Below are 26,834 nucleotides of genomic sequence, written 5' to 3'. Positions count from 1 at the left end.
GATGGGAAATCGATATTCACGGCAAATACTTTTTAAACCGATTGGTGAAGCTGGGCAAGAGAAGATACAAAATAAGCATATACTCATTTTAGGCTGTGGTGCATTGGGGTCTGCTAATGCGGAAAACCTAGTTCGTGCTGGAATAGGGAAGCTGACGATTATTGATCGAGATTATGTCGAATTAAGTAATTTACAAAGGCAGCAATTGTATACCGAAAAAGAGGTCACGGAGCAACTTCCAAAAGCAATGGCGGCTAAACAGCGCCTGCAGCAAATTAATTCTTCGGTTGTTATCGATGCTTATGTTATGGATGCCACACCAGTGACACTACTTCCTTTATTAAAAAATGTGGATATCCTAATCGATGCAACGGATAATTTTGAAACGCGATTTATCCTGAACGATTTAGCGCATAAAGAACAAATACCGTGGATTTATGGATCTTGTGTTGGAAGTACAGGCATGAGTTTTACGGTTTTGCCAGATGAGACCCCTTGCCTCGGTTGCTTAATGGATACGATGCCAGTCTCAGGAGCGACTTGTGACTCTGTTGGAATTATTTCACCAGCAGTCCAAATGGTTGTTGCCCATCAAACGGCAGAAGCCTTAAAACTGCTTGTTGGTGACAACAATGCCTGCCGAACAAAGCTTGTGACATTTGATTTATGGAATAATCATTATCATATGATGAAAGTAGATCGTGCTAAAAAAGCAGATTGTCCGACATGTGGTGAAAATCCAAGCTATCCGCATTTAAACTATGAATCACGTACAAAATCGGAAGTGCTTTGTGGAAGGAATACGGTACAAATACGAACACCTCAGAAATTAAATCTAGATGAATTAGCACATCGATTGCAAAAAATCGCCCCAGTCAGACATAACCATTTTTTATTGTCATTGGAATACGAATCCTATCGTCTCGTTTTCTTCCAGGATGGCAGAACATTAATACACGGTACTGATTCGATCGAAAAAGCGAAAACAATTTACAATCAATTAGCAGGATGAAGGTGATGACACATGGTAGAAAGACGGAAACCGATTAAAGTAAATGAAGCCATTGAAAAGGTAATGGATTTTGCCCAGCATGGCAAGGGCGAATTCGTATCGATAGAGGAAAGTTATGGTCGTTATCTTGCTGAAGATGTTATTGCAGATCACCATGTACCTCCATTTGACAGGTCTCCATATGATGGGTTTGCTGTAAAATCAGCGGACACAAAAATGGCTTCCAGTAAAAATGCTATATCATTTGAAGTCATTGGTGAAATTGGGGCAGGGAGTGTGTTTAACGAGCATGTTGGTGACAATGAAGCGGTTCGAATCATGACAGGTGCCCAAATTCCAAACGATTGTGATGCAGTAATCATGTTTGAGTCCGTGAAGGAATATATACAAGATGGAAAGGATTATTTCCAGTTAAAACGAAAATTAAATGCTGGTGACAATATTTCCTTTGCTGGTGAGGATACAACAAAAGGAACGGTGCTTGTCTCCAAAGGCACCTTTATAACCCCGGGAATTGTTGCCGTCTTAGCAACATTTGGCTATAAGAAAGTTCCGGTTAGTGTAAAACCTAAAATCGGTATCATTGCTACAGGCAGTGAATTATTAGGTGTCGATGAACCGTTAAGGCCTGGGAAAATCAGAAATAGTAATGCTTATATGGTATACGCTCAGGTTATTAGAGCGGGTGGCGAGCCAATTTATTTCGGCCAATTCAATGATGATTTTGAAACTTGCTATCATAAAGTGAAGGAAAGCCTGGAAAAGGTAGATGTTTTAATTACAACAGGCGGGGTATCCGTTGGTGACTTTGATTTCTTGCCAGCAATTTATGACCAATTAGGAGCTGCTGTTTTATTTAATAAAATTGGTATGAGGCCAGGAAGTGTGACAACAGTTGCGGAGAACGACGGGAAATTATTGTTTGGTTTATCCGGAAATCCTTCTGCCTGCTATGTTGGATTTGAGCTTTACACAAGACCAATCATTCGTACATTTTTACAGACAAAAGCAGCTTTTTTAAAGAAAGAAGTAGCCATCCTTGGCGCAGATTTTCCAAAGCCGAATCCGTTTGACCGCTTTGTTCGTGGACATTTATCCTATGAAACTGGAAGGTTAGTAGCAACCCCGGTTGGCTTAGATAAATCAAATGTTGTTACTTCCTTGGCTGAAGCAAATATTCTTATTGTACTGCCTGGAGGCACAAGAGGGTATGAAACGGGCATGGAGGTTTCTATTATTCTCTTGGAAGATCAAGAAGGTACAACGTTTGAAAACTTTACGACAGCAGATGTGAATTCAAGAAGGAGCCAGCGCACCTATGAATGAATTATTTGAGATTGTTGAAGAACCTATTGAAGTAGAAGCTGTAATAAAAAAAGTAGAGCGAAGAGAAGCAGGTGCTATCACCACATTTATTGGAACTGTCAGAGAATGGACAAGAGGAAGAAGAACGGTTTATTTGAAGTATCAAGCCTACGTTCCGATGGCGGTAAAAATGCTTGCTAAAATTGGAGAGGAAATAAATGAGAAGTGGCCAAATACAGAAGTAGCTATTTCTCACCGAATTGGGCATTTAGATATTTCGGATATCGCGGTTGTTATCGCTGTTTCCTCACCACATCGCAAAGCTGCTTATGAAGCGAATGAATATGCAATTGAAAGAATTAAACAGATCGTTCCGATTTGGAAAAAAGAACATTGGGAAGATGGCGAGACCTGGATTGGTGATCAATTGGAAAAGGTTCCTTATCCCAATGGAAAACCAGATGTAAAGGATGAGAAGCATGATTAAGATTCTATTATTTGCCCATTTACAAGAAAAGGCAGGAAGCGATCAATTAACGATAGACAAAGAGCAAACGACGATTCGTGATTTAAAAAATATCCTTAAAGAGACGTATCAGCTTATTGAATTAGATCAAGTCATGACAGCAGTAAATGAAGAATATGTAATGGATGATGAAATTGCTAAAGCTGGTGATACGGTTGCTTTTATTCCACCAGTAAGTGGTGGGTAATAGAAAATACAGCATAAATGGTGAAGGAGAAACATGAATGGAAATCATTCAAATTGTTGGCTTTAAAAATAGTGGGAAAACGACACTCGCTTCCAAAATGATAGCGATGTTAAGTGAATCGGGGCATACTGTGGCATCTCTTAAACACCATGGTCATGGTGGTGCTCCGATCGGATTAGAAAATACGGACAGCGCAAAACATAAGCAAGCAGGCGCTGTCATCTCAGGGGTTGAAGGGGAAGGAATCTTACAGCTTTCAGCTGCATCTTGGGATGTTGAACAATTAATCGCTATTTATCAACTGATGGGTGTCGATGTGCTTGTTATGGAAGGTTTTAAAAAAGAACCTTTTCCAAAAGTAGTTCTTATTAATCGAGAAGAAGATTTTTCGTTGCTGGAACAAGTAAAAAATATCCAAGCAGTAATCACCTCCTTATCATTCGACACCCCGGTGATGTATCCTGTTTTTAAAACGTCAAAGATAGATGAATTTTATGAATGGATGAAACGAAATTTTTTAAAAAGATAGGATAAGGATATCTAAATTCTTGTGTTCTAGATCGTTTTCAAGGGCTAGAGTATGACAGAGGGTTAGAAATCACCCGAGAAACAAGCAGTCAGGGTAGATAAGAGTGAAAAGTATAAGCGATCAACCGAGAGAGCTTACCACGATGGGAAGAAAAAGGCTGCGAAAGATAATCATCATTTTAGAGAAAAAATCCCTCATCTACAAGATGAAGGACTAAGAGCATCATAGCTTAATTAGAGCAAGGTTTACTTGCCATATTCAAGCTGCAAAGCTGAGATATTAAAATATTTCCTAATTAATATTGCATATATCAACCGGACAATTTTCACATCCAATTTGTTCGCGTAAATAGTCAATATCCTTAATGAGTATTTTGCCAGACTTATCAATGGAAATGACGTTGAGCTTTCTAAGTTCGACAAGCATACGATTGACACTTTCTCTCGTGGCTGCAATAAACTTAGCCAATTCTTGATTTGTTAAGGTTAAATTAATTAAAATGCCATCAACCTGCTTCGTTCCGTAGCTATTGGATAAACGGATGAGTGTCGAATACAGTGCACCTTTTTTTCCATTTAACAATAAATCTCTTATTTTAGACTGGAATTTACGCATGTGGTTACTCGTCCATTTCATAAATTCAAAGGTTAGTTGGCTATTCGTCATTAAAGCTTTTTCCAGTTGATTTTTATTAATAACAAATACTTCTCCAGCTTGTAAAACCTTTGCGCTAAGTAAATATTTGGGATGATCACTAAACAGAGTTAACTCACCAATGATATCGTTATCCTTACAAATTCTTAAAATCATTTCTTTTCCATCTGCTGTTAATTTAGAAACTTGTACAAGTCCTGATTTAATAATATAAATATCATGTGCATCTGCACCTTCGTGAAATAGGAAGGTGTCTTGATTCATTTCTTTAAGCGTGCTGATTGAATCCATCAATGTTCTCAGTTCAGGAGAAATCGTATCTTCGTTCTGACGTGCACTTAATAATAAACTTGTTCGCATATCAGTAGCCTCCTTGTTGAATGCAAACCATATCATATCTATTTTACCATTAGAGATGATGTAAGCGTGGTTACAACATTGTGAAATTTGTACAAACTTCTATTACAAAGGAGTTTTTAATGTGAATGAAAAAATAGCAGGCATTATATTAGCAGGTGGAAAGTCGATGAGGTTTGGGCAACCAAAGGCCTTTGCGACGAAGGATGGAAAAGCATTTTATCAACATTCAATGGATGCTTTAACCCCAATAGTGGAAAAAATGGTTATGGTGACAAGTCCTGAACTGAAGCATCGTTTCCAGTCCAGTGAAACAAAAATGACGATTATTCAGGATAGGGAGGAATATCAGGGACATGGACCATTAGCAGGTATTTTGACTGCTATGGAACAAATGAAAGCCGAATGGTATCTTGTTATTCCGATTGATGTTCCGTTTATGAATCAATCTATATTTAGAACACTAATGAAGCATATGGATCAAGACGTTGACGCTATTATCCCAATCGCTAAAGGAAAACTCCAGCCCCTGATTGCTATTTATCGTAATTCAGTCAAGGGATTAATTAAGTACCAATTAGACCACGAGCATCGCTCATTAAGAAAGCTTTTGGATAAATGTAATGTAAAGTATGTAGATATGGAAGAAGAACAGTCTTTTATAAATATTAATCATCAGGCAGATTATCAAAAATGGGTAAAAAAGCAAGAGGATAAATAAATAGGGAAGTGAGCGGAATGTTAGTGAACCATAAAAAAGATGCTGCACACAATATTTCGATTGCAGTTATTACAGTCAGTGATACACGAACAAAGGATACAGATAAAAGCGGCAAAAAGATTATGGAACTATTAAAGGAAGCAAACCATCAAGTTTCTTTGTATAAAATCATCCCGGATGAGCGGGAGCAAATTCGTATGACAGTTGAAAAGGCTATTTATAGTAATAGAATTGATGCTGTAATTGTAAATGGCGGAACTGGTATATCCTATCGTGATGTCACGATTGAGTCAATTGAACCTTTATTTGACAAGCATCTCCCAGGATTTGGAGAGCTTTTTCGCTATTTGAGCTATCAATATGATATTGGTACTGCCAGTATTTTATCCCGAGCAACCTGTGGGGTTGCCAATCATCGCTTGATTTTTTCCATTCCTGGTTCAACAGGTGCTGTAACATTAGCAATGGAGCGCTTGATTTTGCCTGAAATCGGACATATGGTGAAGGAAATTAAGAAGGATTTAGGATGATGACAGATGAAAAAAATGACGATTAAATTGACTTTATTATTCCTGTTAGTTTTAGCTGGTTGTGCCAATGATTCAGAATCTGAAAAGACTGCAGAATTAACGGTTTCTGCTGCAGCTAGCATGACCGATAGTTTATTGGAAGTTAAGGAAGCCTTTGAAAAAGAGCATCCTGCAATTAAGATTTCTTATAATTTTGGAGGATCCGGAGCACTAAGAAAGCAAATCGAACAGGGGGCACCAATTGATTTATTTTTTTCTGCTTCGAAAACAGATTATGATAAACTAGTGAAGCAGGATATGGTACAAGATGGAACTGCTATCTTTCAAAATGAGCTTGTACTTATCAAATCGAATCAAACGGATTTAAATTCTAGAGATGATTTAATGCAGCAAGGTGGAAGTATAGCAGTCGGTACACCTGATGCAGTTCCAGCGGGTACATACGCAAAAGAGGTATTGGAAAATATAGGTGTTTGGGAAGAACTGCAAGACAGACAAATGCTTGTATTTACAAAAGATGTTAGTCAAGTTGTTACATTAGTGAGCCAAGGAGCGGTTGACGTTGGTATTGTCTATGCTAGTGATGTAATTGCTCGGGATGATGTGACAGTAATTGATCGATTTGACCCGAGTCTTCACGCTACGATTGAATATTATGCAGCAATTATTGAAAGTGAAGAACAACAATCTGAGGTTATGCAAGCACGCGAAGCCTTTTATCAGTATGTGTTAGAGAATGAGGCAAAAGATATTTTCCGTAAATACGGCTTTCTAATTATGGAGTAGGTGAATTCAAATGGAATGGTCATGGCATCCAGTTCAATTATCTTTTTATGTTTCCACCATTGCAACGGTCTTTACCTTTTTATTGGCAGTTGTTTTAGCGTATTGGATGGTTCGAAAAGAGCGAAAAATAAATGCAGTCCTGGAAACAATCTTTTTTTTGCCGCTAGTTCTTCCTCCAACTGTCATTGGATTTCTGCTTATTATTATATTTGGAAAAAACAGCTGGATTGGACAAGCGGTAGAAAGTGTAACTGGAAATAGTATTTTATTTACATCAACTGCTGCAATAATCGCAGCAATGACAGTTGCGTTTCCTTTAATGTATCAATCCATTAAAACAGGTTTTCTATCTGTTGACACGAATATTATTGGCGCGGCACAAGTTGATGGCGCAACAGAGTGGATGGCCCTGGTGAAGGTAGTCATTCCCCTAAGTATCCGTTCGATATTAACAGGAGTTGTTCTTGGGTTCACCCGTGGATTGGGTGAATTTGGTGCGACGCTAATGTTTGCTGGAAACATCCCAGGGAAAACACAGACGATTCCAACGGCAATTTATTTGGCAATTGAAACAGATGCAACAACAATTGCTTGGTATTATGTATTAATAAGTATTGGTTTTTCCTTTGTCTTATTATTCGTAATTAACCGTATGCGTACGGATGTATAAAACGAAGCCTTAATGGAGGAGAATCGGTAGTAATACCGATTCTAAGACTCAGCCCTTTTAAAATCACCGCTTTTCCCGCCACTTTTCTCCAACAAATAAGTTTGACCGATAATCATGCCTTTATCAACTGCTTTACACATATCGTAAACTGTAAGCGCAGTTACGGATGCCGCAGTCAGTGCTTCCATTTCAACTCCAGTGGCACCCACCGTTTTTACTTCCGCATCAATAATAAGTTCATACATCTTGTCTTCAAGTGCATTCCATTCGAAGGATAAATCCACTCCACTGATTGGAATAGGATGGCACATTGGTATGAGGCTTGAGGTTTGTTTGGCAGCCATGATACCAGCTACTTGTGCAACCGATAGGACATCCCCTTTTTTATTCTTTTGCTCGGTAATATTCTCATAAACTTCTTGTTTCATTTGCACACTGGATCGTGCGATTGCTTTACGAGCAGATTCCTCTTTGGCAGAGATATCCACCATTTTTGCTCGTCCATGTTCATTAAAGTGTGTAAAGTTTGTCATTTTAGTCACCTGACTTTAGGATATTTTTAACGCTGTTCACAAGAAATTAGTTGTTATATGATAGATAGTGATATCAATCTTATAAGTCTTCTACTGTAATCAGTTTAAAGCAAGTATCCAGTAAATTCAATGGACGGCAAAATCTAAAAAGCAGCAGTATGGTAAGAGGTGATTGGATGAAGGAAAAAGTAAATTCGCATGCTGTTAAAAATTCTCTTTTAGAGGATCTTAAATTATTGGTTAAATTTAGTGTGTTGGTTGCTAATTTTTTACCTGTTCTTGCAGGATATATTTTAGCATTACATTTTACGGGGCAGGATTTTCAGTGGCTGGATTTTGTGCTTGTAAGCTTCGGTTCCACACTTGTTATGGCAGGAGCATTAATATTAAATAATTGGTATGACACGGATATTGATTCTGTTATGGATCGCACGAAAAAACGGCCAACCGTTACGGGAAGCTTTACATTAAAACAAGTGCTGACGATTGGGATTGTAACGACCGTATTCGGATTTATAATGCTCGTTTTTATCAATCTGGAAACAACGTTGTATGCCTTTATTGGTTGGTTTACGTATGTATTTTTATATACGATATGGTCCAAACGCAGATACACCTTAAATACGGTCATCGGCAGTGTTTCAGGGGCGGTAACACCATTGATTGGCTGGGCTGCAGTCGATCATGCAATACATATCGTTCCACTAACGCTGTTTCTTTTACTATTCATTTGGCAAATACCGCACACATTTGCAATCGCCATGAAAAAATGTGAAGAATATCGGGCAGCTGGAGTTCCTATGCTACCAGTTGTTTATGGTTTTACGATGACAAAAAGACAGATGTTTATTTATATTGCTGCATTATTACCGCTTCCGCTTTTTTTAACAACTTTAGGAACGGTGTTTGTTGTGATTGCAATGCTTCTTAATATTGGTTGGATTGTGCTTGCCATCGCTGGATTTTTTGTGAAAGATGATTTGAAATGGGCACATTGGAATTTTCTCTATTCGGTTAACTATCTAATGATTATTTTCTTATTAGGCATGGTAACTACACTTCCTATGTTTCGGTAATAAGCTTTAATAAACTTTCTCTTTTACATTGTATATTGAGCTAGTCAAGATTCGTAACTAGCTCAATTTTTTTACTTCAGAATCACCTCCATCAAAATCTCCTTAATCATTCTTCTCGGCAAATAAGAAAGTATAAAACTTACCAATTTGCATAAATGCAACTAAGGCATTCGCCTAAAAGCTTGCACTCCAAAGTATAAGGGCTTCTAAGAAAGCAAAGAACGCTTTCGTAAGAATCCCTTTAACGAATGCCGAGTTTTCTAAAAATTTTCTCTGAATATGAAACTTTTCTCCAAGACACTCGTATATTAATAAAGCGTTTATTTTTAAGATATCGCTTTATTAGTCTGAAAGATTGTTAGATAATAAAATTAACATAAAAAATGGAGGAGAATGTGGAATGGAGATTTTAAGAAGGTTCAGGGACATTATGTCAAGTAACATCAATGCATTGTTGGATAAGGCCGAAAATCCGGAGAAGATGATTGATCAGTACTTACGAGATTTGAATCGAGATTTAGGAAAAGTAAAATCTGAGACTGCATCCATTATGGCAGCTGAAAAGCGGGCACAACGTGAACTTGAGGAGTGTCAGTCAGATATTGTAAATATGCAGAAATACGCTGTTAAAGCATTAGAAGCAGGAAATGAAGATGATGCAAGAAAGTTCCTTGGGAAGAAAGCAGAGCTTACAGCGAAAGAAGCAGATTTGAGAACCTCCCATGAGCTAGCTTCTGCAAACGCCCTGCAGATGAGACAAATGCATGATAAGCTTGTTTCAGATATTGGCGAGCTTGAAGCAAGAAAGAATATTTTAAAAGGAAAAGCAGCTGTTGCAAGATCACAGAAGAAAGTAAATGAATTTGCTACTTCAATGGGCGGAGCAAATCGCTCGATGTCAGCCTTTGATCGAATGGAGGCAAAAATCAATCAGTCACTTGATGAAGCAAATGCGATGGCAGAGCTGAACAAAGGAACTGGTGAAGATATCAATGATCTAACTGCTAAATATGATTCGAATGCTCAAGTTGAGAATGAACTTTCTGCATTAAAGGCACAGCTAAATGTTGATGATGAACTGGAAGAGTTGAAAGCACAATTACATGGTCAAGAACCAGTACAAAGTGAAGAACAGCTTCAAAACAAAAAGGAACAAGTAAAAACTGAAGAACAATAAATTGCAGGCTACAGTATAAACTGTAGCCTGCCTATACATCGGAAGGAGGGGATAACATTGGTTATTCATTATAAATGTCCGAACTGCGGATCTGATATGGAGTTTGATGCTGTATCGGGAATGTTATCCTGTGGTAGCTGTGGAAGAAAAGATAATATTGAAGACTTCTCTGAGGAATTTATCACCACAACATTTTCTGAAGATGAAGCGAAGCAGTATAATTGTAATAACTGTGGAGCAGTTATCATTACAGAAGCAGACACTACAGCAACCAATTGCAGTTTCTGTGGAGCGGGTGTCGTTCTTGGAGATCGACTTTCAGGTGATTTGGCCCCAGCAAAGGTTATTCCCTTTACAATCAGTAAGGAAGAAGCAATGGCTGCATTCCGTAAATGGTGTCGCAACGGTCGTCTGACGCCTAAAGGATTTATGACGGCGGATCGAGTTAAGGGAATTACCGGACTATATGTCCCATTTTGGTTGTATGATTTAGATAGTAAAGCAGATGTAAAAGCTGTCGGAACAAGGGTGAGGACGTATACGCGGGGAAATTACATCTATACGGAGAAGAAATTTTATGATGTGTACCGTGATATTGATTTAAGCTATGTAAAAGTACCTGTAGACGCGTCTGAAAAGCTGGATGATACGTTAATGGATAAATTAGAACCATATGATTATCAAAAGTTTAAAGATTTCAAGACCCCATATCTTGCTGGGTACATTGCAGAAAAATATAATTTTAGTGATGAAGAATTGTTTTCTCGGGTAAAAACAAAAGTGCAGCCCTACATAGACTCCTATATTCGTTCAACCATCAGTGGATATTCTTCGGTAAATTATAAAAGTAAAAATATCCGTACGAAAAAAACAAAAGCACATTATGTTCTTTTACCTGTTTGGATGGTTTATTATGATTTTGATAAGCAAGAACATACCTTTGCGATGAACGGTCAGACAGGAAAGATAGTTGGGAAACCACCAATTAGTCTAGGAAAAGTAGCTAGCTGGTTTGGTGGAATTGCTGCAGCTGCATTCGTCACCTTGAAAATTATCTCCTATGCTGTTGGAGGTGTTCTTTGGTGAGCAGACGCTTTCTTACATTATCAATTTTATTTACGAGTTTATTTATTTTCACATCATTTTCATTACAAGTAGTGGAAGCAAGTTCGAAACAATATATTTATGATTCAGCTGAACTTTTATCAGAAGAACAAGTCATGGAATTGGAAGGTAGCATAAAAGAATTTGGTGAAAAACAAGAAACCGATTTTATTATTCATACTACGAATGATACAAGTGGAAAAAGTATCAAAACGTATATGGGTGATTTTTATGATGAACATGCTTTCGGCTATGACCAACCTAAAGGGAATACGATTTTGTTAACTGTAAGCGTGGATCCAACCAAGAGAGAGGTTTTTCTGGCAGGATTCGAGAGGGGGGAGGAGTACTTAGATAATGAAAGAATCGAGCTAGTACTTGATAAGATTACTCCCCATCTCTCGGATAAGAATTTTTATCAGGCATTCCAACAAGCAATAAGTACGTCTAATGATTATATGGAGTATAGACCTGGAGTAAATCCAGAAAGTGTACTGTTAAAAACGTGGTTTCAACTCGTGGTTGCTCTAGCTGTTGGTGGTATTATAGTTGGTACCATGGTTTATAATTCAGGAGGGCGCGTCACAGTTACCTCCCGCACGTATTTTAACGAGAACAATACAAGAGTAAACAGCAAAAGGGATATGTTTGTTAATAAAACCGTTACGAAACGTCGAAAGCCTTCCAATAATAATAAAAGTAGAGGTGGAAGAGGTGGTGGCGGAGGAATTACCGGAGGAGGTAGTTCATTTAGTGGCGGTGGCCGCAGTTTTTAATTAAGTTTTATAGAGTAAGTTTAGAGAAAGGAATGATCAAATGTCTTTTTTTAGAAGTCAGCTCTCAGATGTAGTGGAATGGGAAGAATTTAGAGATGATATGATTTTTTGGAAATGGAGCAATCGTGAAATAAAAAAGGGCAGTAAGCTTATTATTCGCCCTGGTCAGGATGCTATCTTTTTAAATAGTGGTCGAATTGAAGGAATTTTTGAAGATGATGGAGATTATGATATTGAATCCCAAATTATTCCTTTTCTATCAACGTTAAAAGGGTTTAAATTTGGTTTTAATAGTGGCATGCGTGTGGAAGTACTATTCGTCAATACGAAAGAGTTCACCGTTAAATGGGGAACGAAAAATGCAATTAATATCCCTACCCCCACACTTCCAGGAGGCATCCCGATTCGAGCAAATGGGACGTTCAACTTTAAAGTAAATGATTATATGGCTTTGATTGATAAGATTGCTGGTGTGAAGCAAAGCTATCTGGTTGAAGATATAAAAATAAGAATTACGGCAATCCTTGATCAGCTTCTGATGAAATGGATAACACGAGAAGGAAAGGATATCTTCAACCTGCAGGCGAATGCATTTGAGATTTCACAAGGAATCAAAGAAGACCTTGACATGCAGATTATGGATAACGGCATGAGAATTACCGGATTCAATATTATGAGCTTTAATTATCCGAAAGAAGTGCAGGACATGGTTACGAAAAGCGCCTCTCATGGAATGGTTGGCGATGTAGCGAAGTATCAGCAAATAAAAATGACAGATGGAATGGCTTCTGGTAAGGTTTCTGGATCTGGTACAGCCTCTGATATGGCTGGGATGATGATGGGAATGAATATGGCAAATCAAATGATGCAAAACATGAATCAGAATACAGGGCAGCAGTCCGGGCAGCAGCAACAGCCAAATCAAAGCAACAATTTCAATCAGAATAACCAATCAAATTCATCTAATCAACAAGACTCCAGCAATAAGCAAATACCAAATTTCTGTCCGAATTGCGGACAAAAAACAACTGGAACAAACTTCTGTCCGAACTGTGGGCATAAGTTTATCTAAAATTAGAAGCAAGGGACATTCTCTTGCTTCTTTTGAATTTCGTTAGTATCAAACTTTTCAATCATATACGCCCTTACTTTCCACATGAACTGTAACCGAAATCTCATTAAGACTATCCATTGAAAGTTGATAATTGTTGACTTCTTCAAGAGTCATCCCGTTACGAAATAACCAATGCTTTAAATTATATACATCAATATCCTTATCTACACTAGCTTGAAATGTCTGCATAATATCATCTTTAACTTGTTGCGAGATTATTTTTTCTATTTGTTCTGAAGACATCTTTTCCTCGAGATCTGCAACATGTCCTCTCATTTTTAACTGGAATTGAAACATTGCCTCTTCCCCATCATTTACTTGTTTTATGGTTGCCTTTGGACTTGTAATTTGCACTACTCCTATGTGCTCACCATCCACGATAATATCAACCGGTGTATTTTTGACTTTAGCATCCATCCATCTTAGACCTATTAGTTCTTCATAGGACATCCATTCCGTAAGTTTACCTTGGTCTATAGGGAAGCTCCCATTTATTCTTAATGTTTCTTTTTGATCTTCTTTTGCAGCTATCTCCTGCCAAGCATGTGTATCAATCGATATAGAAGGGAGCAGAGCGGTGCCACCGGGCTCATTATATGTTGAAATAAACCGATGCATCCGCAAAGGCTTAATATAGGAATATACGTTATAAATTTGCTCGGGCTGAAATAAAATTGTGTAGATTGGTGGTAAATGGAAGAATCCAGAAACGCCAAATATTTTCTCAATGGATTCCTTTGTTCCGTATACCCAAGGTGTGTATCGAAACTCTCCATTTCTTCGGATTGCTTGATCAACCTTTTTGATGCCTTGTTCTAAGACTGATTCTGAATAAATAATAGATCCAACCTGCCCCCAATTAATGGGTGCTTGAGCAGTTTTATATAAATTATTCATTGCTTCATTAAAGGTTTTTCCTGAACTTTGTCCGACAAACAATGGTGCATCTGCAGATTGTTTCGCTCCCTCTTGTTTGGCTACATTGGAAAAGTCCATCATTTGCACATAAAGTACATAGTTTTCATCAACAAAATCGATTCCAATAGCGGTAGCGAAATTAACTTCCCCAATTTCCTTTTCATCCCAGCACCCGCTTAATAGGAGTAATAGTATAATCCCTAACGATAAAGCATGACATACCTTCAATTTATTTGTCCTCCTGCCTATCATCGTCCTCTGTTTTGAGAATTTTAGCACGTTCATCTTGCTGTACAACAGGAATCTTTAAAAGTGATTTAGCAAAATCTCCTTTAACAAATGGAGAGACAGGACTTAAATATGGAATTCCAAATGACTCAAGCTTTGCTAAATAGCCTACGATTAAAAATAGACTAAGGAAAAATCCATACATCCCCAGCACGCTCGCACAAAGGATGGAAAAGATTCGTAAAATCGTTACCGTTCCAAATAATGATTGATTACCTAAGGTAAACGTTGCAACGGCGGTAATGGAAGAAATCACTAGCATCGTAGGAGATGTCAAACCAGCTCGAATAGCAGCATCACCCACAATTAATCCACCTACTACAGCAACAGTCTGTCCGACAGCCTTAGGCAATCGGACACCTGCTTCACGAAAGAGCTCAAAAAGACCAATCATTAATAATAATTCAACAGTAGTGTTAAACGGGATTCCTAAGCGTGAAGCTCCAATTGTTGCAAGTAGTGAAAAAGGGATTTGATCTACATTATATGCAGATAAGGCAACCCAAAATGCTGGGAGGAAAATAGATATTCCCAATCCGATCACCCGAAGAAGAATTTCAAATGAAGCATAATAAAATGGCATATGTGTATCCTCTGACGACTTTAATAGATACCCTAAATTAGCAGGTCCCACAATGACGTTAGGGACATTATCGATAAATATTGCAAATCGTCCACGTACCAAACCGCTGACAACGCCATCAGGACGAGAAACACTTTTTAGTAATGGAAATATGGAGTAACGGGAGTCTGTTAATAGCTCTGCTAATTGATTGTCACTGTTTAAAGCGTCTAAATCAATGTTATTTAATCGTGCAGTTACCTCATTAATTATCTCTTTACTTTGGATATCCGTCATATAAACGAGACTAACCTTTGTATTACTGCGTTTTCCAATTGTAAATGACTTTGTAACGAAGGAATCTGTTTTCAGCCGTTTACGAACTAATGCGATATTGGAGCTAATATCCTCGATAAAAGCATCGCGAGGTCCCTTCACGGAGACTTCCGTAGTCGATTCCTCAGGAGACCTTTTTGGAGGACTAGATGTATTAAAAAAGTATACTGTTTTTGCTATTACAATGGCTGTGTACCCATTAAAAATCATATCTTTTATAGAGTTCTTAAAAGAAGGGTTGTCCGGATTCCAAGGGATTGAAATTGAATCACTTAATTCATTAAGGTCATTAGTATGGTGGCATTTTCGAATTTCCGGAAGGATGCTTTCTACTAATAAATCACTATTAATTAGGCCTTCGCAATAGGTAATGACAATTTCTTTATCTTTTTTTTCACGTGTTAACGGATATCTTTGAACTTTTATATCAGAAGAGTGTTGAAATAGATGTTTAAAATATGTTTCTTTTAATGCTACATTATTATTTTTCATCTGTTTCCATTCCATTCTTTGAAGTTTTGATAAGCAGTGTTAAAAATAGAATCATGACTACGGCAAAAGCGCCAGTTCCTGGATAAAAATAGTCTTTTAAAAATAAGGAAAAATGTTCATCTGATATAGGAGCTAAAACTAGCATTAAATAAAGGATACAAATGACAGCTTGAGCGATAATTCGCTGTTTCTTTTTTTTGAATGGGAAAGCTCGTGTGATTAAATACAAAATAAGAGCTAAACGAATAAATGATCCAGACAGCCATTGATAAATAGATAAAAAGTCGACATGATTAAAGTACTGACCAATATTAAGGATTCGCCATTGCAGAAATGCTGGATAGCGAAGTCTTCCAGCCTCATCCGCTCCAAAAACAGCAATACTTCCTATTAGTGGTCCTAATGTTAAAATGAACAGAAAAAAGGAAAGCAGTAAAATGTGCTTGAATGTTACTCTTCTTGCGATTTCATGCTGGATCATAATTAGCAGAAATATTTCTAGTAATGAACCAAAAACAAATATAGAGCCGTTTATGATATCGACCCAGCCATTTTCAACAAGTACAGGTGTAATGAGTGAGTAATTTTTATTTGGTATCGTACCAATCGTGACAAGCAAACCAAATAAAACGACAAACGGAAGTAGGACACCAGCACATATGGCAATAACATTTAATTTTCCATAAGAAATATATAGTGAGGTTGCAAGAATGGAAATCCCCACGACAAGCATAGGAGTATCTTGCAAATAGGTCTCATGCGTCCAGGTAACGGTTTCTTTTAATGTAATAAACCCAGTGATAAATAGGAAAATACTAATGAGAACGGCAATTATACGACGAAATGCTTTATTATAATTTGTTTCAAGCCATTCAAAAATGGATATGCTTTTGAAGTGTTTTGTAACATATACCATTAAAAGAAGGATTGGGATACTAATAAAATATCCAACGAAAACACTGATCCAAGCATCACGTCCAGCAGCATCGATTAGTAAAGGGATGACTAGTACATGATTGCTCAGACCAGTACTGATTAGGAAAATAAAAAAGAACTGGGAAACGCTAATAGGATTTTTCATGATACCTCCGCGGAATGGTGTACTTATCATATATTGTGTAAAGAAAATCTTTCGTTATGCATGCGTTATATGAAGAAGTTCTGTTAATTGAAGATAGATGGAGGGAGAGGTATAAATTAGTGTAAATAAGCGGCTGCAATATATAATTCGTTTCCAAATCCATGGATTTAGCTGAAGGAGTTTGAGGGTGGGGAGGTACGATAATCTTCAAACTTTAACCAGCTGAAAAATAGGGATATCGTAAATAGGGTCATGTCTGGGGGACAGAAAAGCTATTCAACCCTCCGAATTGGCCAAATCAAAACACGCTTGCATGAAGCGTAATGAAATAGTTGTATTTCACCATTATCATCAAAAGGGAAGGGTAACATAGTATTCTTTTCAATTATGACTTCTGCGTCATGAACTTCCAATGGTGTATGATGAATATCACCTCTGAAAAGCACCCCGTATTTGTATGTCCATAAGGCATAGCGTTCGAGCAGCCAGTTACTAAGACTGTGTTTTTCCGGATAATAGGGCTTGGAAATAGGTTGGTAACTTCCATTAAAACTATATTCAGAATGACTTTTTCGATTGGATTCAAAATAAAAAAGATCTTTCTGTTTTTTCATTTTCATATTTGCGTGAAAATACGGTAACGTAATCATTCTGGCACCAAGAACCGGAAGCAGTTTATCAGCATCCAAGCTAAAAAAGTAAACACCTGATGTTCCTTCTCGCTTTACATATGTTCGAACATTTAATTCTAAATACGCGCTTAAATAAGGAATGGCTGGCATATTGCGCAGACGCATTCCAGTTACCTTGAATGGAATAATACTAATCCATGCCATTCCGTCGTACGTATCTAATTCCAATCCTTCTGGAAGGTGGGCTTTGATTGCGTCTTTAGGGAATGGCAGGTGAATGAAAAGCAAATGATGCCACCGCTGTGTCAAAATCCAAGATCGATTAGGGAGCGGGAACTCCCGATGCTTTGTGCTTTTTAAAATAGCTTGATACAAATTTGTCACTTCCCCCAACATAATCTTAAGTTTAGTATGCGAAGGTGAGTATTCTTCATACAGGTTTAATAAGAAGAAGTAATTTGTTAAGATGGTACTATTACATGGCTGAAGTTTTTCATAATCGATAACCCAACTTGTTTAAGCAATAGAACTTGAAAAATTTACCTTAAGCTTGGTTTAATAAAAAATTTAATTCTATTCTATGAATCTGAAAAGGAATACACATGTAGGAGGAGAGTGGCATGTATTTCCTTGTGAATTATAAGTCTATTAATAAATTAGGAATGGTAAATCTACCAAAAAAATGGCGTGCTGCATTAGGATTTCAGGATGGGGAGCGCGTAGAAATACGAATGTTAAGAAACGAAATATGGATATTTCATGGAACGAATGAAAATTACGAGAACCAGCGCTTTATATCTTCAAGAGGGATGGTTAATATACCAGCCGAATTTAGAAGAATATTGGAAATTGATACAGACACAGAGCTTTGTATGTATGCAGAAGTGACACAAAATGCATTTATTATTAAGCCGTATTCTTAACATGAAATTGTTGCCCTATCTGCTTTGGTAGGGCTTTGTTTATCTTAATGTTATAGGAAACGTAGAACATATACCTCATCATAAAAAAATGGCTATCCTGCCGTTACTGGGAGGACAAGGCATTCATAAGCTATGGTGAGGAGGTGTTACCAATGTTTGAAGTCTATGATGTTGCTTTGATCGCTCTTATTGTAGGTCTAGTAGAGATTTTAAAAACTGCTGGTCTGCCTAAGAGGTGGCTTCCTATTGCGTCTGTCCTATTCGGTTTAGCTGGAGGTATCTTTTATGTGAGCCCTGGCGATTTGAAAAGCGGTATAATAATCGGACTGATATTGGGGCTTTCTGCAAGCGGACTATATTCTGGGAGTAAAAATATAGTTGTAAGGAAAAAATAACCTCCAATGAATATGAAGGCATTCGCCAATTCTTCTGGCGAATGCCTTTATTCATGCATAGGAAACTATAAAATTTGAATGCTGTGGATAACTTAGTTACCTAAACGGCTACGTCCAGCTCCAGCGCCCAGCGACTAGCGAGACTTCCCTCACCTCCGTACGATAAGTCAACATCGGCTCCCTGCGGTCGCCGTGTTTCCTTTATCTCCTCCGGATCAGTCCAGTCCGTACGTCGCTAACCGGGCGCTTGCGCTTTTGTTCATGAATTTATTGCCTTCCTTTATTCACTGACATTGCCCTCTGCAGGAATCGGATTATCCGCTAGAATCCTTGCTAGGTGTACAAGGTTATGGCTGGCAATTTGTGCATTTTTTTGGGTGAATTCATTGTTTTGTCCCTCTGCCTCAATATAGGAAGCTCCTGGACCTGCCTCACCGACCCAATAAGATAGAGGGTTAGGTGGTAAGGAGAAACCAAAGTGCCCTAAGCTAAAGAGAATATCTCTAGCTGCATGTTTGGCACCATCCTCATTTCCGGTTACCACGGCTCCGGCTACTTTATTGTAGTAGATCGGTTGGCCTTTATCGTTCGTTTCTGAACCCGATCCACTAATTCGTTCCATGACCATTTTAGCCACACTGCTCTTTTCACCAATCCATAAAGGTGTGCCAACGAGCAGGATATCTGCCTCTTTTATCTTATCTGCTATTACTGGCCACTCATCACCATTCCCCATATCTCCTTCAACACCGAACGCTATGTTGTAATCAGCCACCCGAATGGTCTCTGTAACTACTTTCTTTTGATTGAAGACATCGATGAATTCTTGTAACAAAGCGTTTGTATTGGAAACTTCATCAGATGATTTTAGAGAACAATTTAAGATAATTGCTTTCACAAAAACACTCCTTTTTTATGCTGTATAGTGTCTTTTCCCTATTTCAGCAGGATCTAATCCTATTGCCTGGTATCCCCAGATGTATAGAAAAATACTGATTTGGGAAAAAGAAAAGGAGTGACTATTTAAATGACTTGAGGGGATTAAATGGTAAGTCGGTATTTTTTTAGAAAAAAAGAGAAACAGGAAAGGAAGAATAAAGAAGAAAACTTTTCTGTGAAAAAGATTGCAAAAAAAATAGAGAATAATCTGGATAATTTAAAGGAAATACTGGATAAACCAAACGACCTTGTTATTCGAGAGTTTACAATCAAAGGATCTAAACATAAGTGTGCAATTGCTTATATTGACGGAATGGTCGATAGTAATTTAGTACATAACAATATAATGAAAAATGTGCAGCTAATTACAGGCAGAGATTCGTTGCCTAAAGCAGAATCTGAGCTGTTTGAGGAAATTTATCAGGAAATACTCTCAGTCACCAGTATTAAAAAAGGGTCTACACTAGACGATATTTCATATGCAATTCTCAGTGGGAGCACAATTTTCTATCTAGATGGCATTGATAAAGTAATTATAATGGATACGAAAGGCTGGAAGACCCGCTCAATTGAAGAACCGATTACAGAAACGGTTATTCGAGGATCAAGAGAAGGGTTTATTGAAAATATACGTACAAATATGGTTATGATTCGTCGGTATATTCGAGATCCTAATTTGCGTTTTAAGACATATCAGGTAGGAAGACGCTCGAAAAAAGATCTTGTTCTATCGTATATAGACGGAATTGTAAATCCAGATATTGTAAAAGAGGTTAATCGAAGGCTGGAAACGATTGATATGGATGATGCACCAGAATCAGGCTATATTGAAGAATGGATTGAAGACAGTTTTTTATCTCCATTTCCACAAGTCTTAAATACAGAAAGACCAGATAAAGTAGCTGCAGCACTGTTAGAGGGAAAAGTTGCAATCTTATTGGATGGTACTCCATTTGTATTAATAGCACCAGCAACCTTGGGAAATACCTTGCAATCGCCTGAGGATTATTATGAACGCTGGACAATTGGAACCTTGCTTCGAGCTTTACGTTATCTTGCTGCTTTTATTGCCATGTTTTTGCCCGCATTATATATTGCACTCGTTTCTTTTCATCCGGGAATGATCCCATCAGATTTGGCCTTTTCTATTGCTGCTTCAAGAGAGGGGGTTCCTTTTCCTGCATATGTTGAAGCATTGCTAATGGCGTTAACAATGGAGCTTTTGCGTGAAGCTGGAACAAGATTACCAACACCAATTGGACAAACAATTGGTATTGTTGGTGGTCTGGTAATAGGAGAAGCTGCGGTATCTGCTGGATTAGTAAGTCCTGCCATGGTAATTGTTGTTGCACTTAATGCTATTGCATCATTTTCACTACCATCCTATAGTGTTGCTATTTCGTTTCGAATTCTTTTATTTGGTATGATGCTTGCTGCTGCAACATTTGGACTTTATGGAATTATTCTCAGTTATATTATGCTCAATGTCCATCTTGTGAATTTGAAAAGCTTTGGGGTTCCGTACACTACTCCTTTTGCACCAAATTTCTTAAGTGACTGGAAGGATCTTATACTACGTGCACCAATTACTACAATAAAGAGACGTCCAACTTATATGCAGCCATTGGATAAAAAGTCATTGAATAAAGGAGACTCCTGACAGTGAAAAGTTTTAAATATGCAGATGAAAAAATCGGTGAGAAGGAGATTATGATTGCTGTACCATCCATGGTAATTGGTGTAGGAATTCTTTCTCTGCCCAAAGATCTGGCTTCAGCTACAGTAGCTTCTGATGGATGGATACCTTTAATAATCGGTGGTTTCATTGCAATACTTATGACATGGCTAGTAGCTAAATTTGCATCGGGTTTTGTTAATCAAACATTTCTTACCTATGCATCCAGTATAGCAACTAGACCTGTAGCAATCGTTCTAACGTTTCTATTTGCCATTCTATTCTTATTGATAACTGCATTTCAAGTTCGGCAAATTGCGGATATATCCAAGCAATATTTATTTGATCGTACGCCACTAGAAATCATCTCACTCGCATTTCTACTTGTTGTGATGTATGCGGTTTCGGGATCGAGAGCAGGTTTGTTTCGTTTAAATGTGATGTTTCTGCCGATTATTCTCTTTATAGCGCTTTCCGTTTTTGTATTTAATTTAGGTTGGTTTGATTATGAGAAATTATTTCCAGTATTCAAGACGGGCTTTAATGATTATGTAAAGGGATTAAATACAAGTGTTACTTCATACCTTGGCTTTAGTATTCTATGGTTCTACATAGCATTAGTAGATAAACCAAAGAAGGCACCGAAAATGGCTGCAATTGGCATGTGTATACCAGTTGTATTATATATCATGCTGTATCTCCTGTGCATTGGGGTGTTTGGTCGTGAAGTAACAGCAAATTTGCTTTACCCAACGGTAGAATTGGCGAAAGTGGTCGATATTCCGGGTGGTTTTTTTGAACGATTTGAATCCATTTTTTTTGTCATTTGGATTATGGCTATTTTTAATACGGCATCGATGGCTTTAGATGTAGCAGTTCTAGCTATTAACTCTATCTTTAGCAAGATGCTGAAGGCAAAGATACTTTTTATTTTAGTTCCAATTGTATATATCATCAGTATGTTACCTCAAGAGATAGTTGAAGTGAATTCATTTGGAGCGGCGATGAGCATATCCATGTTATTTTATAGTGTACTTGTTTTTGCTCTGTTGTTTGTTATCGCTAAAGTCAGGGGAGTGAAGCGGGATGAATAAACGATTACTTATCCATTTATGTTGGATGATGCTTTTGCTTTCAGGGTGCTGGGATGAAAACGATATAGAAGAGCGTGGATTTGTGATTGGTACCGCTATTGACTTAGTTGAAGATCAGCAAGCAAATGACAATCCTACGCTGAAAATGACCAATCAGTTCGTCGTGCCAGCGGGAATAGGCCTGCCCACTGGAGCTGGTAGTGAAAAAAAAGCATTTACCAATTTATCAAAAACCGGTGAAAGTTTGTTTGAGATCATCCGTTTGATGTCTACGGCAGTAGGCCGTGCACCTTATTATGAGCATCTAAAATTAATTGTTGTTTCTGAGGAAGTGGCACGCCAACCTGATTTATTTGCAGGCATAATGGATTTATTTATTCGTGATCAGGAAATGCGGAGAGAAATGAGGGTAGTTATTTCCGAGGATAAGGCTCAAAAGATACTTGAGATAGAGCCCGAAACTGAAAATCTTCCTGTCATGTATATTACGAATGTTATGGAAAACACTACTAAATTAGCGGGGTTAATTGATCCTGCCAGAATTGGAGAGATACATGAGCATTTATTGGAGCCGCAAAGTTATGTTATCCCAAGGGTCTTTTCTTCTGATGATAAAATAATTTTCAACGGGGGAGCCGTCTTTCATGGGGAAAGTAATAGACTGGTTGGAACAATAAATCTTGAGGAAGCAGCAGGATTGAATCTAATAAAAAATAAAATAGAGGGTGGATATTTCAAAATTGAAGTGGATAATAAATTAATGGTTTATGAGTTGAAGAGGGTAAAAAGTAATATAGAAATCAATGCAAACGACCCAGAGGATATTAATATAGAAATAACAATTGATGCAGAAGGTAATATTGGTGAGATGTTTGGGCAGAAAAGCCTTTTAGATAAAGCGTATCTTTCAAAAATAGAACGAAAAGTAAGCGAAAGAATTGAACAGGTAGTAAACAATACCATTAAAAAAGCACAGGAGGATCTAAAATTAGATTTTTTTGGTTTTAGTGAAATTTTAAAGCGAAAACATTATGAGATATGGAATGAAGTAAAGGAAAACTGGGACGAAGGCGATAATATTTTTGCGAATAGCACGGTAAAAGTAAAAGCAGATGCTATTATTCGAACAACAGGTGCTACTGATCGGGTCAAGGATCAAGGAAGTGAGTGACGATTATATGTGGGAAAATCTAATAGGAAGATTACCTGAAAAGTTAATCCTTCTCTGTACCGTATTGTCTTTTTTAATACCATATCTCATTTATAAGATTAATCAGAAGTTGCACAAATATGCCGATCCTCCTTGGAAGAAGGACGAAAGAAGGTAGTGATTGTAAATGATGATCATTTCAGTAGTTAATCTTATATTACTTGTTTTACTGCTTAGTATCTTATTAATATTCTTGCTAGGTTGGAGAGGTCTGCTAAAGCGGATGACGAAGAAAATGGGGAAGATTCTCTTTACAGATAGCTATCAGGAGAATTTAATCGAATTGATTCCAGGTATTAAACATATGGGATTACAAAATGTTCTTGAAAACAATTTACGTGCAGAAACAGGGGATGTCTTACACCGGCCATTAGGGTCGTCTAAAAGCTGGCCACATATGGATACGTTAACATTTATACCAGCACAGGTGGCTTCATTTCCCATAGATGGTGATGAAGATGTTGATATAAAAGTTACTATCGGTCCAAACGCTAAAAAGCCACTCGAAATTGAAATCCCGTTACTTATTAGCGGTATGGCTTATGGTATTGCTTTAAGTGAAGAAGTTCGACTGGCATTAGCGGATGCAGCAAAGCAGACAGGTACGGCGATTAATTCTGGTGAAGGAGGGGTTTTACCAGAGGAACTAGATGCAGCTGATAAGTATATTTTACAGTTCTCCAAAACGGAGTGGTCAAAGGATGAGAGCCTATTAAAGCGTGCTAATATGATTGAAATCAAGTTCGGCCAAGGAGCGCTTGTCGGAGTAGGCGGGAGAATTTCGCCTGAAAATTTAACAGGGCGCGCACGGAGCGTAATGGGGTTAAAGGAAGATGAAGTGGCAGTAATTTATGAGCATTTTTTTGATAATCAAACGTTAAAGGATTTAAAAGAATTAGTTGAGGAATTAAGAAACTTAACGGGTGGAGTTCCAATTGGAGCCAAGCTAGGTGCTGGCGGAAAAATAGAGCAGGACATCGATCAATTAATAGAAATGGGAGTTGATTATATTGCAGTAGATGGCGGGCAAGCTGCAACCCACGGAGCGCCTCCAGTATTATCAGATGATTTTGGAATACCGACCCTGCATGCAGTTGTACGTGCGAACAATCACTTGAAAAAACGTAACAAAAGAAAGGAGGTCAGCCTCATCGTATCTGGTGGTCTATTTACACCATCTGAATTTTTAAAAACGATCGCACTTGGGGCAGATGCCGTTTATCTAGGATCAGCGATGCTTTTTGCAGTAGCACATAGCCAAACGCTTGACGCTATACCGTTTGAACCACCTACACAGGTTGTATGGAATGAAGGCAAATTTAAAAATAAATTTAATAGAGAAGATGGCGCACAATCAGCAACAAAATTTTTAACGGCAAGCATAGAAGAGATGAAGGTAGGTCTAAGAGCAATGGGGAAACGTTCGTTAAAGGAAATGACGTTAAAAGACCTAGTATCTTATGACAAATTAACGAGTGAGATGCTAGGTATTCCTTTTTCATTTGAACCATGGCAAGAGAAGAATCAAGCAAAGGAATCGAATAAACAAAAAAATGCTTCCGAATCATAGTACTGGAACCAATCAACAGGTATGGTAGACTAGGGTAAAATGCTTCTGTGAGGAGTGTACATATGGATTTGGAAACATACTTAAAATTAGATGCCATGGAAATGGCGCAGTTGATTCAAATGAAAGAGGTTACCGCAAAAGAATTGATGACGGTTGCCTTCGAACGATTAAACGAGGTTCATCCTATCTTGAATATTGTCGCACACTCAAGAATGGAAAAGGCCTTAGAAGAAGCAGAGCGCATATCGATAGAAGATGCTCCGTTTAACGGTGTCCCTATTTTGCTGAAAAATATCTCTCAAAGTCTAGAAGGAGAGCTGATGACAGCAGGTAATAAACTGCTCAAAGGGAATCGCTCGAAACATGATTCCTATTTTGTGAAAAAGCTTCGCGATGCTGGTTTTCATTTCATGGGTCATACAAATGCACCGGAGTTTGGCCTGAAAAACATTACAGAGCCTGAAATTTACGGTTCCACAAGAAATCCATGGAATACCAGTTATTCGCCAGGCGGTTCTAGTGGTGGGGCTGCAGCAGCAATCGCCTCAGGCGTTGTACCACTTGCGGGTGCGAGTGATGGTGGTGGCTCCATACGGATTCCAGCTTCGTTTTCTAGTCTATTTGGTCTAAAGCCTACACGAGGAAGGACGCCAGTTGGTCCAGGAGTTGGCAGGCAATGGCATGGTGCATCGATTGATTTTGTTTTAAGCAGAAGTGTCCGAGATAGTGCAAGCATGTTGGATTTACTTCAAGTTGTGCAGCCAGAGGCGGCATTTCAGACACCATTATTCCCAGGAAGCTATCATCAAACGATGCTGGAAGATTTGAGTAGGCCGCTGCGGATTGCTTATACGACGAAATCTCCTGTGGGCACCCCAGTAAGTGCGGATGCAAAGCTTGCAGTGGAAAACACGGTAAAGTGGCTGGAAGCACAGGGACATGATGTAGAAGAAAAGGATAACGGTGTTGATGGTATCCAGTTAATGAGGGATTACTTTATGATGAACAGTGGCGAAATGAGCCTTACTGTTCAAGAACTGGAAAAAGCAATTGGTCGCGCAATTACTGCTGATGATGTAGAGATTGAAACATGGGTGCTTCGTGAAGCAGGGAAGTCCCTTTCAGCGGCAGATTTTTCTGCAAGTCTTGCATCATGGGATGTAGCCGCTGCTCAGATGGCATCGTTCCATCAAATATACGATTTTTATATTACGCCAGCTACAGCGAGCACTGCACCGGAGGTTGGCGAGCTAACCCATTCAAAAGCAAGCCAGGAAAACCTGCGATTACAAGTAAGGGAAGCAAACAAAGAAAAACAACAAGATCTTATCTATGAGATGTTTTTACCTAGCCTCACCTATACCCCGTTTACCCAGCTAGCTAATTTAACTGGTCAGCCAGCGATGTCTGTGCCTGTATACCTTTCAAGCGAGGGGCTTCCATTAGGGGTACAAGTTATGGCACCAAAAGGCGAAGAACACCGGCTATTACAGCTAGCAGTTCAACTTGAGAAATCTGACTTATGGGTGGGGATGAAGGGAAATCCATATTTTGAAGAGAGTCTGAGTAATCGGAAGTAGAGGTAAAAATTTAATCGTGTAAAATAGTCCATTCACCTACAAAAGCACCACTTAATTCTAAAGCGAAGTGGTGCTTGATATG

The 26,834-nt window shown here is 38.2% G+C and carries 28 protein-coding genes; 21 read left to right on the top strand and 7 right to left on the bottom strand.

Translation table 11 applies throughout. The features are described from left to right. Position 1: 1 nt before the first annotated feature. The 5 genes from D1B32_RS16730 to mobB are packed head-to-tail and all read left to right on the top strand — an operon-like array spanning position 2 to position 3,559. Entirely contained in the window at positions 2-1,012 is a 1,011-nt protein-coding gene (locus D1B32_RS16730; protein ID WP_095314290.1) for a MoeB/ThiF family adenylyltransferase, read from the top strand. A 12-nt stretch (positions 1,013-1,024) separates the two neighbouring features. Continuing rightward, positions 1,025-2,338: a molybdopterin molybdotransferase MoeA gene (locus D1B32_RS16725; protein ID WP_095314288.1), complete on the top strand. Its 1,314-nt coding sequence runs from the start codon at positions 1,025-1,027 to the stop codon at positions 2,336-2,338. Then, on the top strand, positions 2,331-2,804 hold the full coding sequence (locus D1B32_RS16720; protein ID WP_095314286.1) for a molybdenum cofactor biosynthesis protein MoaE: 474 nt from the start codon (positions 2,331-2,333) through the stop codon (positions 2,802-2,804). The genes D1B32_RS16725 and D1B32_RS16720 overlap by 8 nt, the downstream gene beginning before the upstream one ends. Beyond that, the gene (gene moaD, locus D1B32_RS16715) at positions 2,797-3,030 is read left to right on the top strand and encodes a molybdopterin converting factor subunit 1 (protein WP_095314284.1); all 234 of its coding nucleotides are present in this window, start codon (positions 2,797-2,799) and stop codon (positions 3,028-3,030) included. The genes D1B32_RS16720 and moaD overlap by 8 nt, the downstream gene beginning before the upstream one ends. Before the next feature lie 37 nt (positions 3,031-3,067). Further along, on the top strand, positions 3,068-3,559 hold the full coding sequence (gene mobB / locus D1B32_RS16710; RefSeq protein WP_118889947.1) for a molybdopterin-guanine dinucleotide biosynthesis protein B: 492 nt from the start codon (positions 3,068-3,070) through the stop codon (positions 3,557-3,559). Between the two features lie 291 nt (positions 3,560-3,850). On the opposite strand, the gene D1B32_RS16705 is transcribed toward mobB, so the two are convergent. Next, on the bottom strand, positions 3,851-4,573 hold the full coding sequence (locus D1B32_RS16705) for a Crp/Fnr family transcriptional regulator (RefSeq protein ID WP_095314281.1): 723 nt from the start codon (positions 4,571-4,573) through the stop codon (positions 3,851-3,853). Between the two features lie 121 nt (positions 4,574-4,694). On the opposite strand from D1B32_RS16705, the gene mobA reads away from it, so the two are divergent. The 4 genes from mobA to modB are packed head-to-tail and all read left to right on the top strand — an operon-like array spanning position 4,695 to position 7,277. After that, the gene (gene mobA / locus D1B32_RS16700) at positions 4,695-5,291 is read left to right on the top strand and encodes a molybdenum cofactor guanylyltransferase (protein ID WP_095314279.1); all 597 of its coding nucleotides are present in this window, start codon (positions 4,695-4,697) and stop codon (positions 5,289-5,291) included. Between the two features lie 17 nt (positions 5,292-5,308). Then, complete coding sequence (locus D1B32_RS16695) at positions 5,309-5,821, top strand: MogA/MoaB family molybdenum cofactor biosynthesis protein (protein ID WP_095314278.1); 513 nt, start codon at positions 5,309-5,311, stop codon at positions 5,819-5,821. Positions 5,822-5,827: 6 nt separating this feature from the next. After that, positions 5,828-6,607 carry a molybdate ABC transporter substrate-binding protein gene (gene modA / locus D1B32_RS16690; protein ID WP_118889946.1) on the top strand — a complete coding sequence of 260 codons (780 nt, stop codon included), beginning with the start codon at positions 5,828-5,830 and terminating at the stop codon, positions 6,605-6,607. 10 nt (positions 6,608-6,617) lie between these two features. Further along, positions 6,618-7,277, top strand: a complete 660-nt coding sequence (gene modB, locus D1B32_RS16685) for a molybdate ABC transporter permease subunit (RefSeq protein WP_095314274.1) — start codon at positions 6,618-6,620, stop codon at positions 7,275-7,277. Positions 7,278-7,318: 41 nt separating this feature from the next. Here the strand turns inward: modB and moaC are convergent, their stop codons facing one another. Beyond that, on the bottom strand, positions 7,319-7,810 hold the full coding sequence (gene moaC, locus D1B32_RS16680; RefSeq protein WP_118889945.1) for a cyclic pyranopterin monophosphate synthase MoaC: 492 nt from the start codon (positions 7,808-7,810) through the stop codon (positions 7,319-7,321). Positions 7,811-7,986: 176 nt separating this feature from the next. Between moaC and cyoE the strand changes: the two genes are divergently transcribed. The 5 genes from cyoE to D1B32_RS16655 all read left to right on the top strand — a co-directional run bounded on the left by cyoE (position 7,987) and on the right by D1B32_RS16655 (position 13,015). Next, positions 7,987-8,886 (top strand): heme o synthase, encoded by a 900-nt coding sequence (gene cyoE, locus D1B32_RS16675; RefSeq protein WP_118889944.1) that lies wholly within the window; start codon positions 7,987-7,989, stop codon positions 8,884-8,886. 400 nt (positions 8,887-9,286) lie between these two features. Next, complete coding sequence (locus D1B32_RS16670; RefSeq protein ID WP_095314271.1) at positions 9,287-10,063, top strand: PspA/IM30 family protein; 777 nt, start codon at positions 9,287-9,289, stop codon at positions 10,061-10,063. 57 nt (positions 10,064-10,120) lie between these two features. Then, positions 10,121-11,149, top strand: coding sequence for a TFIIB-type zinc ribbon-containing protein (locus tag D1B32_RS16665; protein WP_095314269.1), 1,029 nt, complete (start codon positions 10,121-10,123; stop codon positions 11,147-11,149). Beyond that, positions 11,146-11,943 (top strand): TPM domain-containing protein, encoded by a 798-nt coding sequence (locus D1B32_RS16660; RefSeq protein WP_118889943.1) that lies wholly within the window; start codon positions 11,146-11,148, stop codon positions 11,941-11,943. Before D1B32_RS16665 ends, D1B32_RS16660 begins: the two co-directional genes overlap by 4 nt. 40 nt (positions 11,944-11,983) lie before the next feature. Then, positions 11,984-13,015: an SPFH domain-containing protein gene (locus tag D1B32_RS16655; protein WP_095314266.1), complete on the top strand. Its 1,032-nt coding sequence runs from the start codon at positions 11,984-11,986 to the stop codon at positions 13,013-13,015. Positions 13,016-13,072: 57 nt separating this feature from the next. Here D1B32_RS16655 and D1B32_RS16650 read toward each other — a convergent pair whose 3' ends face one another. The 4 genes from D1B32_RS16650 to D1B32_RS16635 form a co-directional block, all read right to left on the bottom strand. Next, on the bottom strand, positions 13,073-14,203 hold the full coding sequence (locus tag D1B32_RS16650; protein WP_158586279.1) for a Ger(x)C family spore germination protein: 1,131 nt from the start codon (positions 14,201-14,203) through the stop codon (positions 13,073-13,075). 1 nt (position 14,204) lies between these two features. Further along, positions 14,205-15,653, bottom strand: a complete 1,449-nt coding sequence (locus D1B32_RS16645) for a spore germination protein (protein ID WP_158586278.1) — start codon at positions 15,651-15,653, stop codon at positions 14,205-14,207. After that, positions 15,643-16,734: a GerAB/ArcD/ProY family transporter gene (locus D1B32_RS16640; RefSeq protein ID WP_158586277.1), complete on the bottom strand. Its 1,092-nt coding sequence runs from the start codon at positions 16,732-16,734 to the stop codon at positions 15,643-15,645. The genes D1B32_RS16645 and D1B32_RS16640 overlap by 11 nt, the downstream gene beginning before the upstream one ends. A gap of 272 nt (positions 16,735-17,006) precedes the next feature. Further along, the gene (locus D1B32_RS16635; protein ID WP_158586276.1) at positions 17,007-17,741 is read right to left on the bottom strand and encodes a YqjF family protein; all 735 of its coding nucleotides are present in this window, start codon (positions 17,739-17,741) and stop codon (positions 17,007-17,009) included. A gap of 245 nt (positions 17,742-17,986) precedes the next feature. On the opposite strand from D1B32_RS16635, the gene D1B32_RS16630 reads away from it, so the two are divergent. Both D1B32_RS16630 and D1B32_RS16625 read left to right on the top strand, forming a co-directional pair. Further along, on the top strand, positions 17,987-18,289 hold the full coding sequence (locus tag D1B32_RS16630; protein WP_095314260.1) for an AbrB/MazE/SpoVT family DNA-binding domain-containing protein: 303 nt from the start codon (positions 17,987-17,989) through the stop codon (positions 18,287-18,289). 152 nt (positions 18,290-18,441) lie between these two features. Beyond that, the gene (locus D1B32_RS16625) at positions 18,442-18,684 is read left to right on the top strand and encodes a hypothetical protein (RefSeq protein WP_095314259.1); all 243 of its coding nucleotides are present in this window, start codon (positions 18,442-18,444) and stop codon (positions 18,682-18,684) included. Positions 18,685-18,964: 280 nt separating this feature from the next. Here the strand turns inward: D1B32_RS16625 and D1B32_RS16620 are convergent, their stop codons facing one another. Then, positions 18,965-19,582, bottom strand: coding sequence for a flavodoxin family protein (locus tag D1B32_RS16620; protein WP_118889942.1), 618 nt, complete (start codon positions 19,580-19,582; stop codon positions 18,965-18,967). A gap of 147 nt (positions 19,583-19,729) precedes the next feature. Here D1B32_RS16620 and D1B32_RS16615 point away from each other — a divergent pair, with 147 nt between their 5' ends. From D1B32_RS16615 to D1B32_RS16595, 5 genes are all read left to right on the top strand, one after another. Then, positions 19,730-21,283: a spore germination protein gene (locus D1B32_RS16615; RefSeq protein WP_118889941.1), complete on the top strand. Its 1,554-nt coding sequence runs from the start codon at positions 19,730-19,732 to the stop codon at positions 21,281-21,283. Between the two features lie 2 nt (positions 21,284-21,285). Next, entirely contained in the window at positions 21,286-22,392 is a 1,107-nt protein-coding gene (locus D1B32_RS16610; protein WP_118889940.1) for a GerAB/ArcD/ProY family transporter, read from the top strand. Further along, on the top strand, positions 22,385-23,563 hold the full coding sequence (locus tag D1B32_RS16605) for a Ger(x)C family spore germination protein (protein ID WP_118889939.1): 1,179 nt from the start codon (positions 22,385-22,387) through the stop codon (positions 23,561-23,563). The genes D1B32_RS16610 and D1B32_RS16605 overlap by 8 nt, the downstream gene beginning before the upstream one ends. Positions 23,564-23,732: 169 nt before the next feature. After that, positions 23,733-25,172, top strand: coding sequence for an FMN-binding glutamate synthase family protein (locus D1B32_RS16600; protein ID WP_379600060.1), 1,440 nt, complete (start codon positions 23,733-23,735; stop codon positions 25,170-25,172). A 62-nt stretch (positions 25,173-25,234) separates the two neighbouring features. After that, entirely contained in the window at positions 25,235-26,752 is a 1,518-nt protein-coding gene (locus D1B32_RS16595) for an amidase (RefSeq protein ID WP_118889937.1), read from the top strand. Positions 26,753-26,834 lie beyond the last annotated feature (82 nt).

The organism is Oceanobacillus profundus (assembly GCF_003515705.1).
Lineage (GTDB): Bacteria > Bacillota > Bacilli > Bacillales > Amphibacillaceae > Oceanobacillus > Oceanobacillus profundus.
This window is presented reverse-complemented; position numbering and strand designations above follow the sequence as displayed.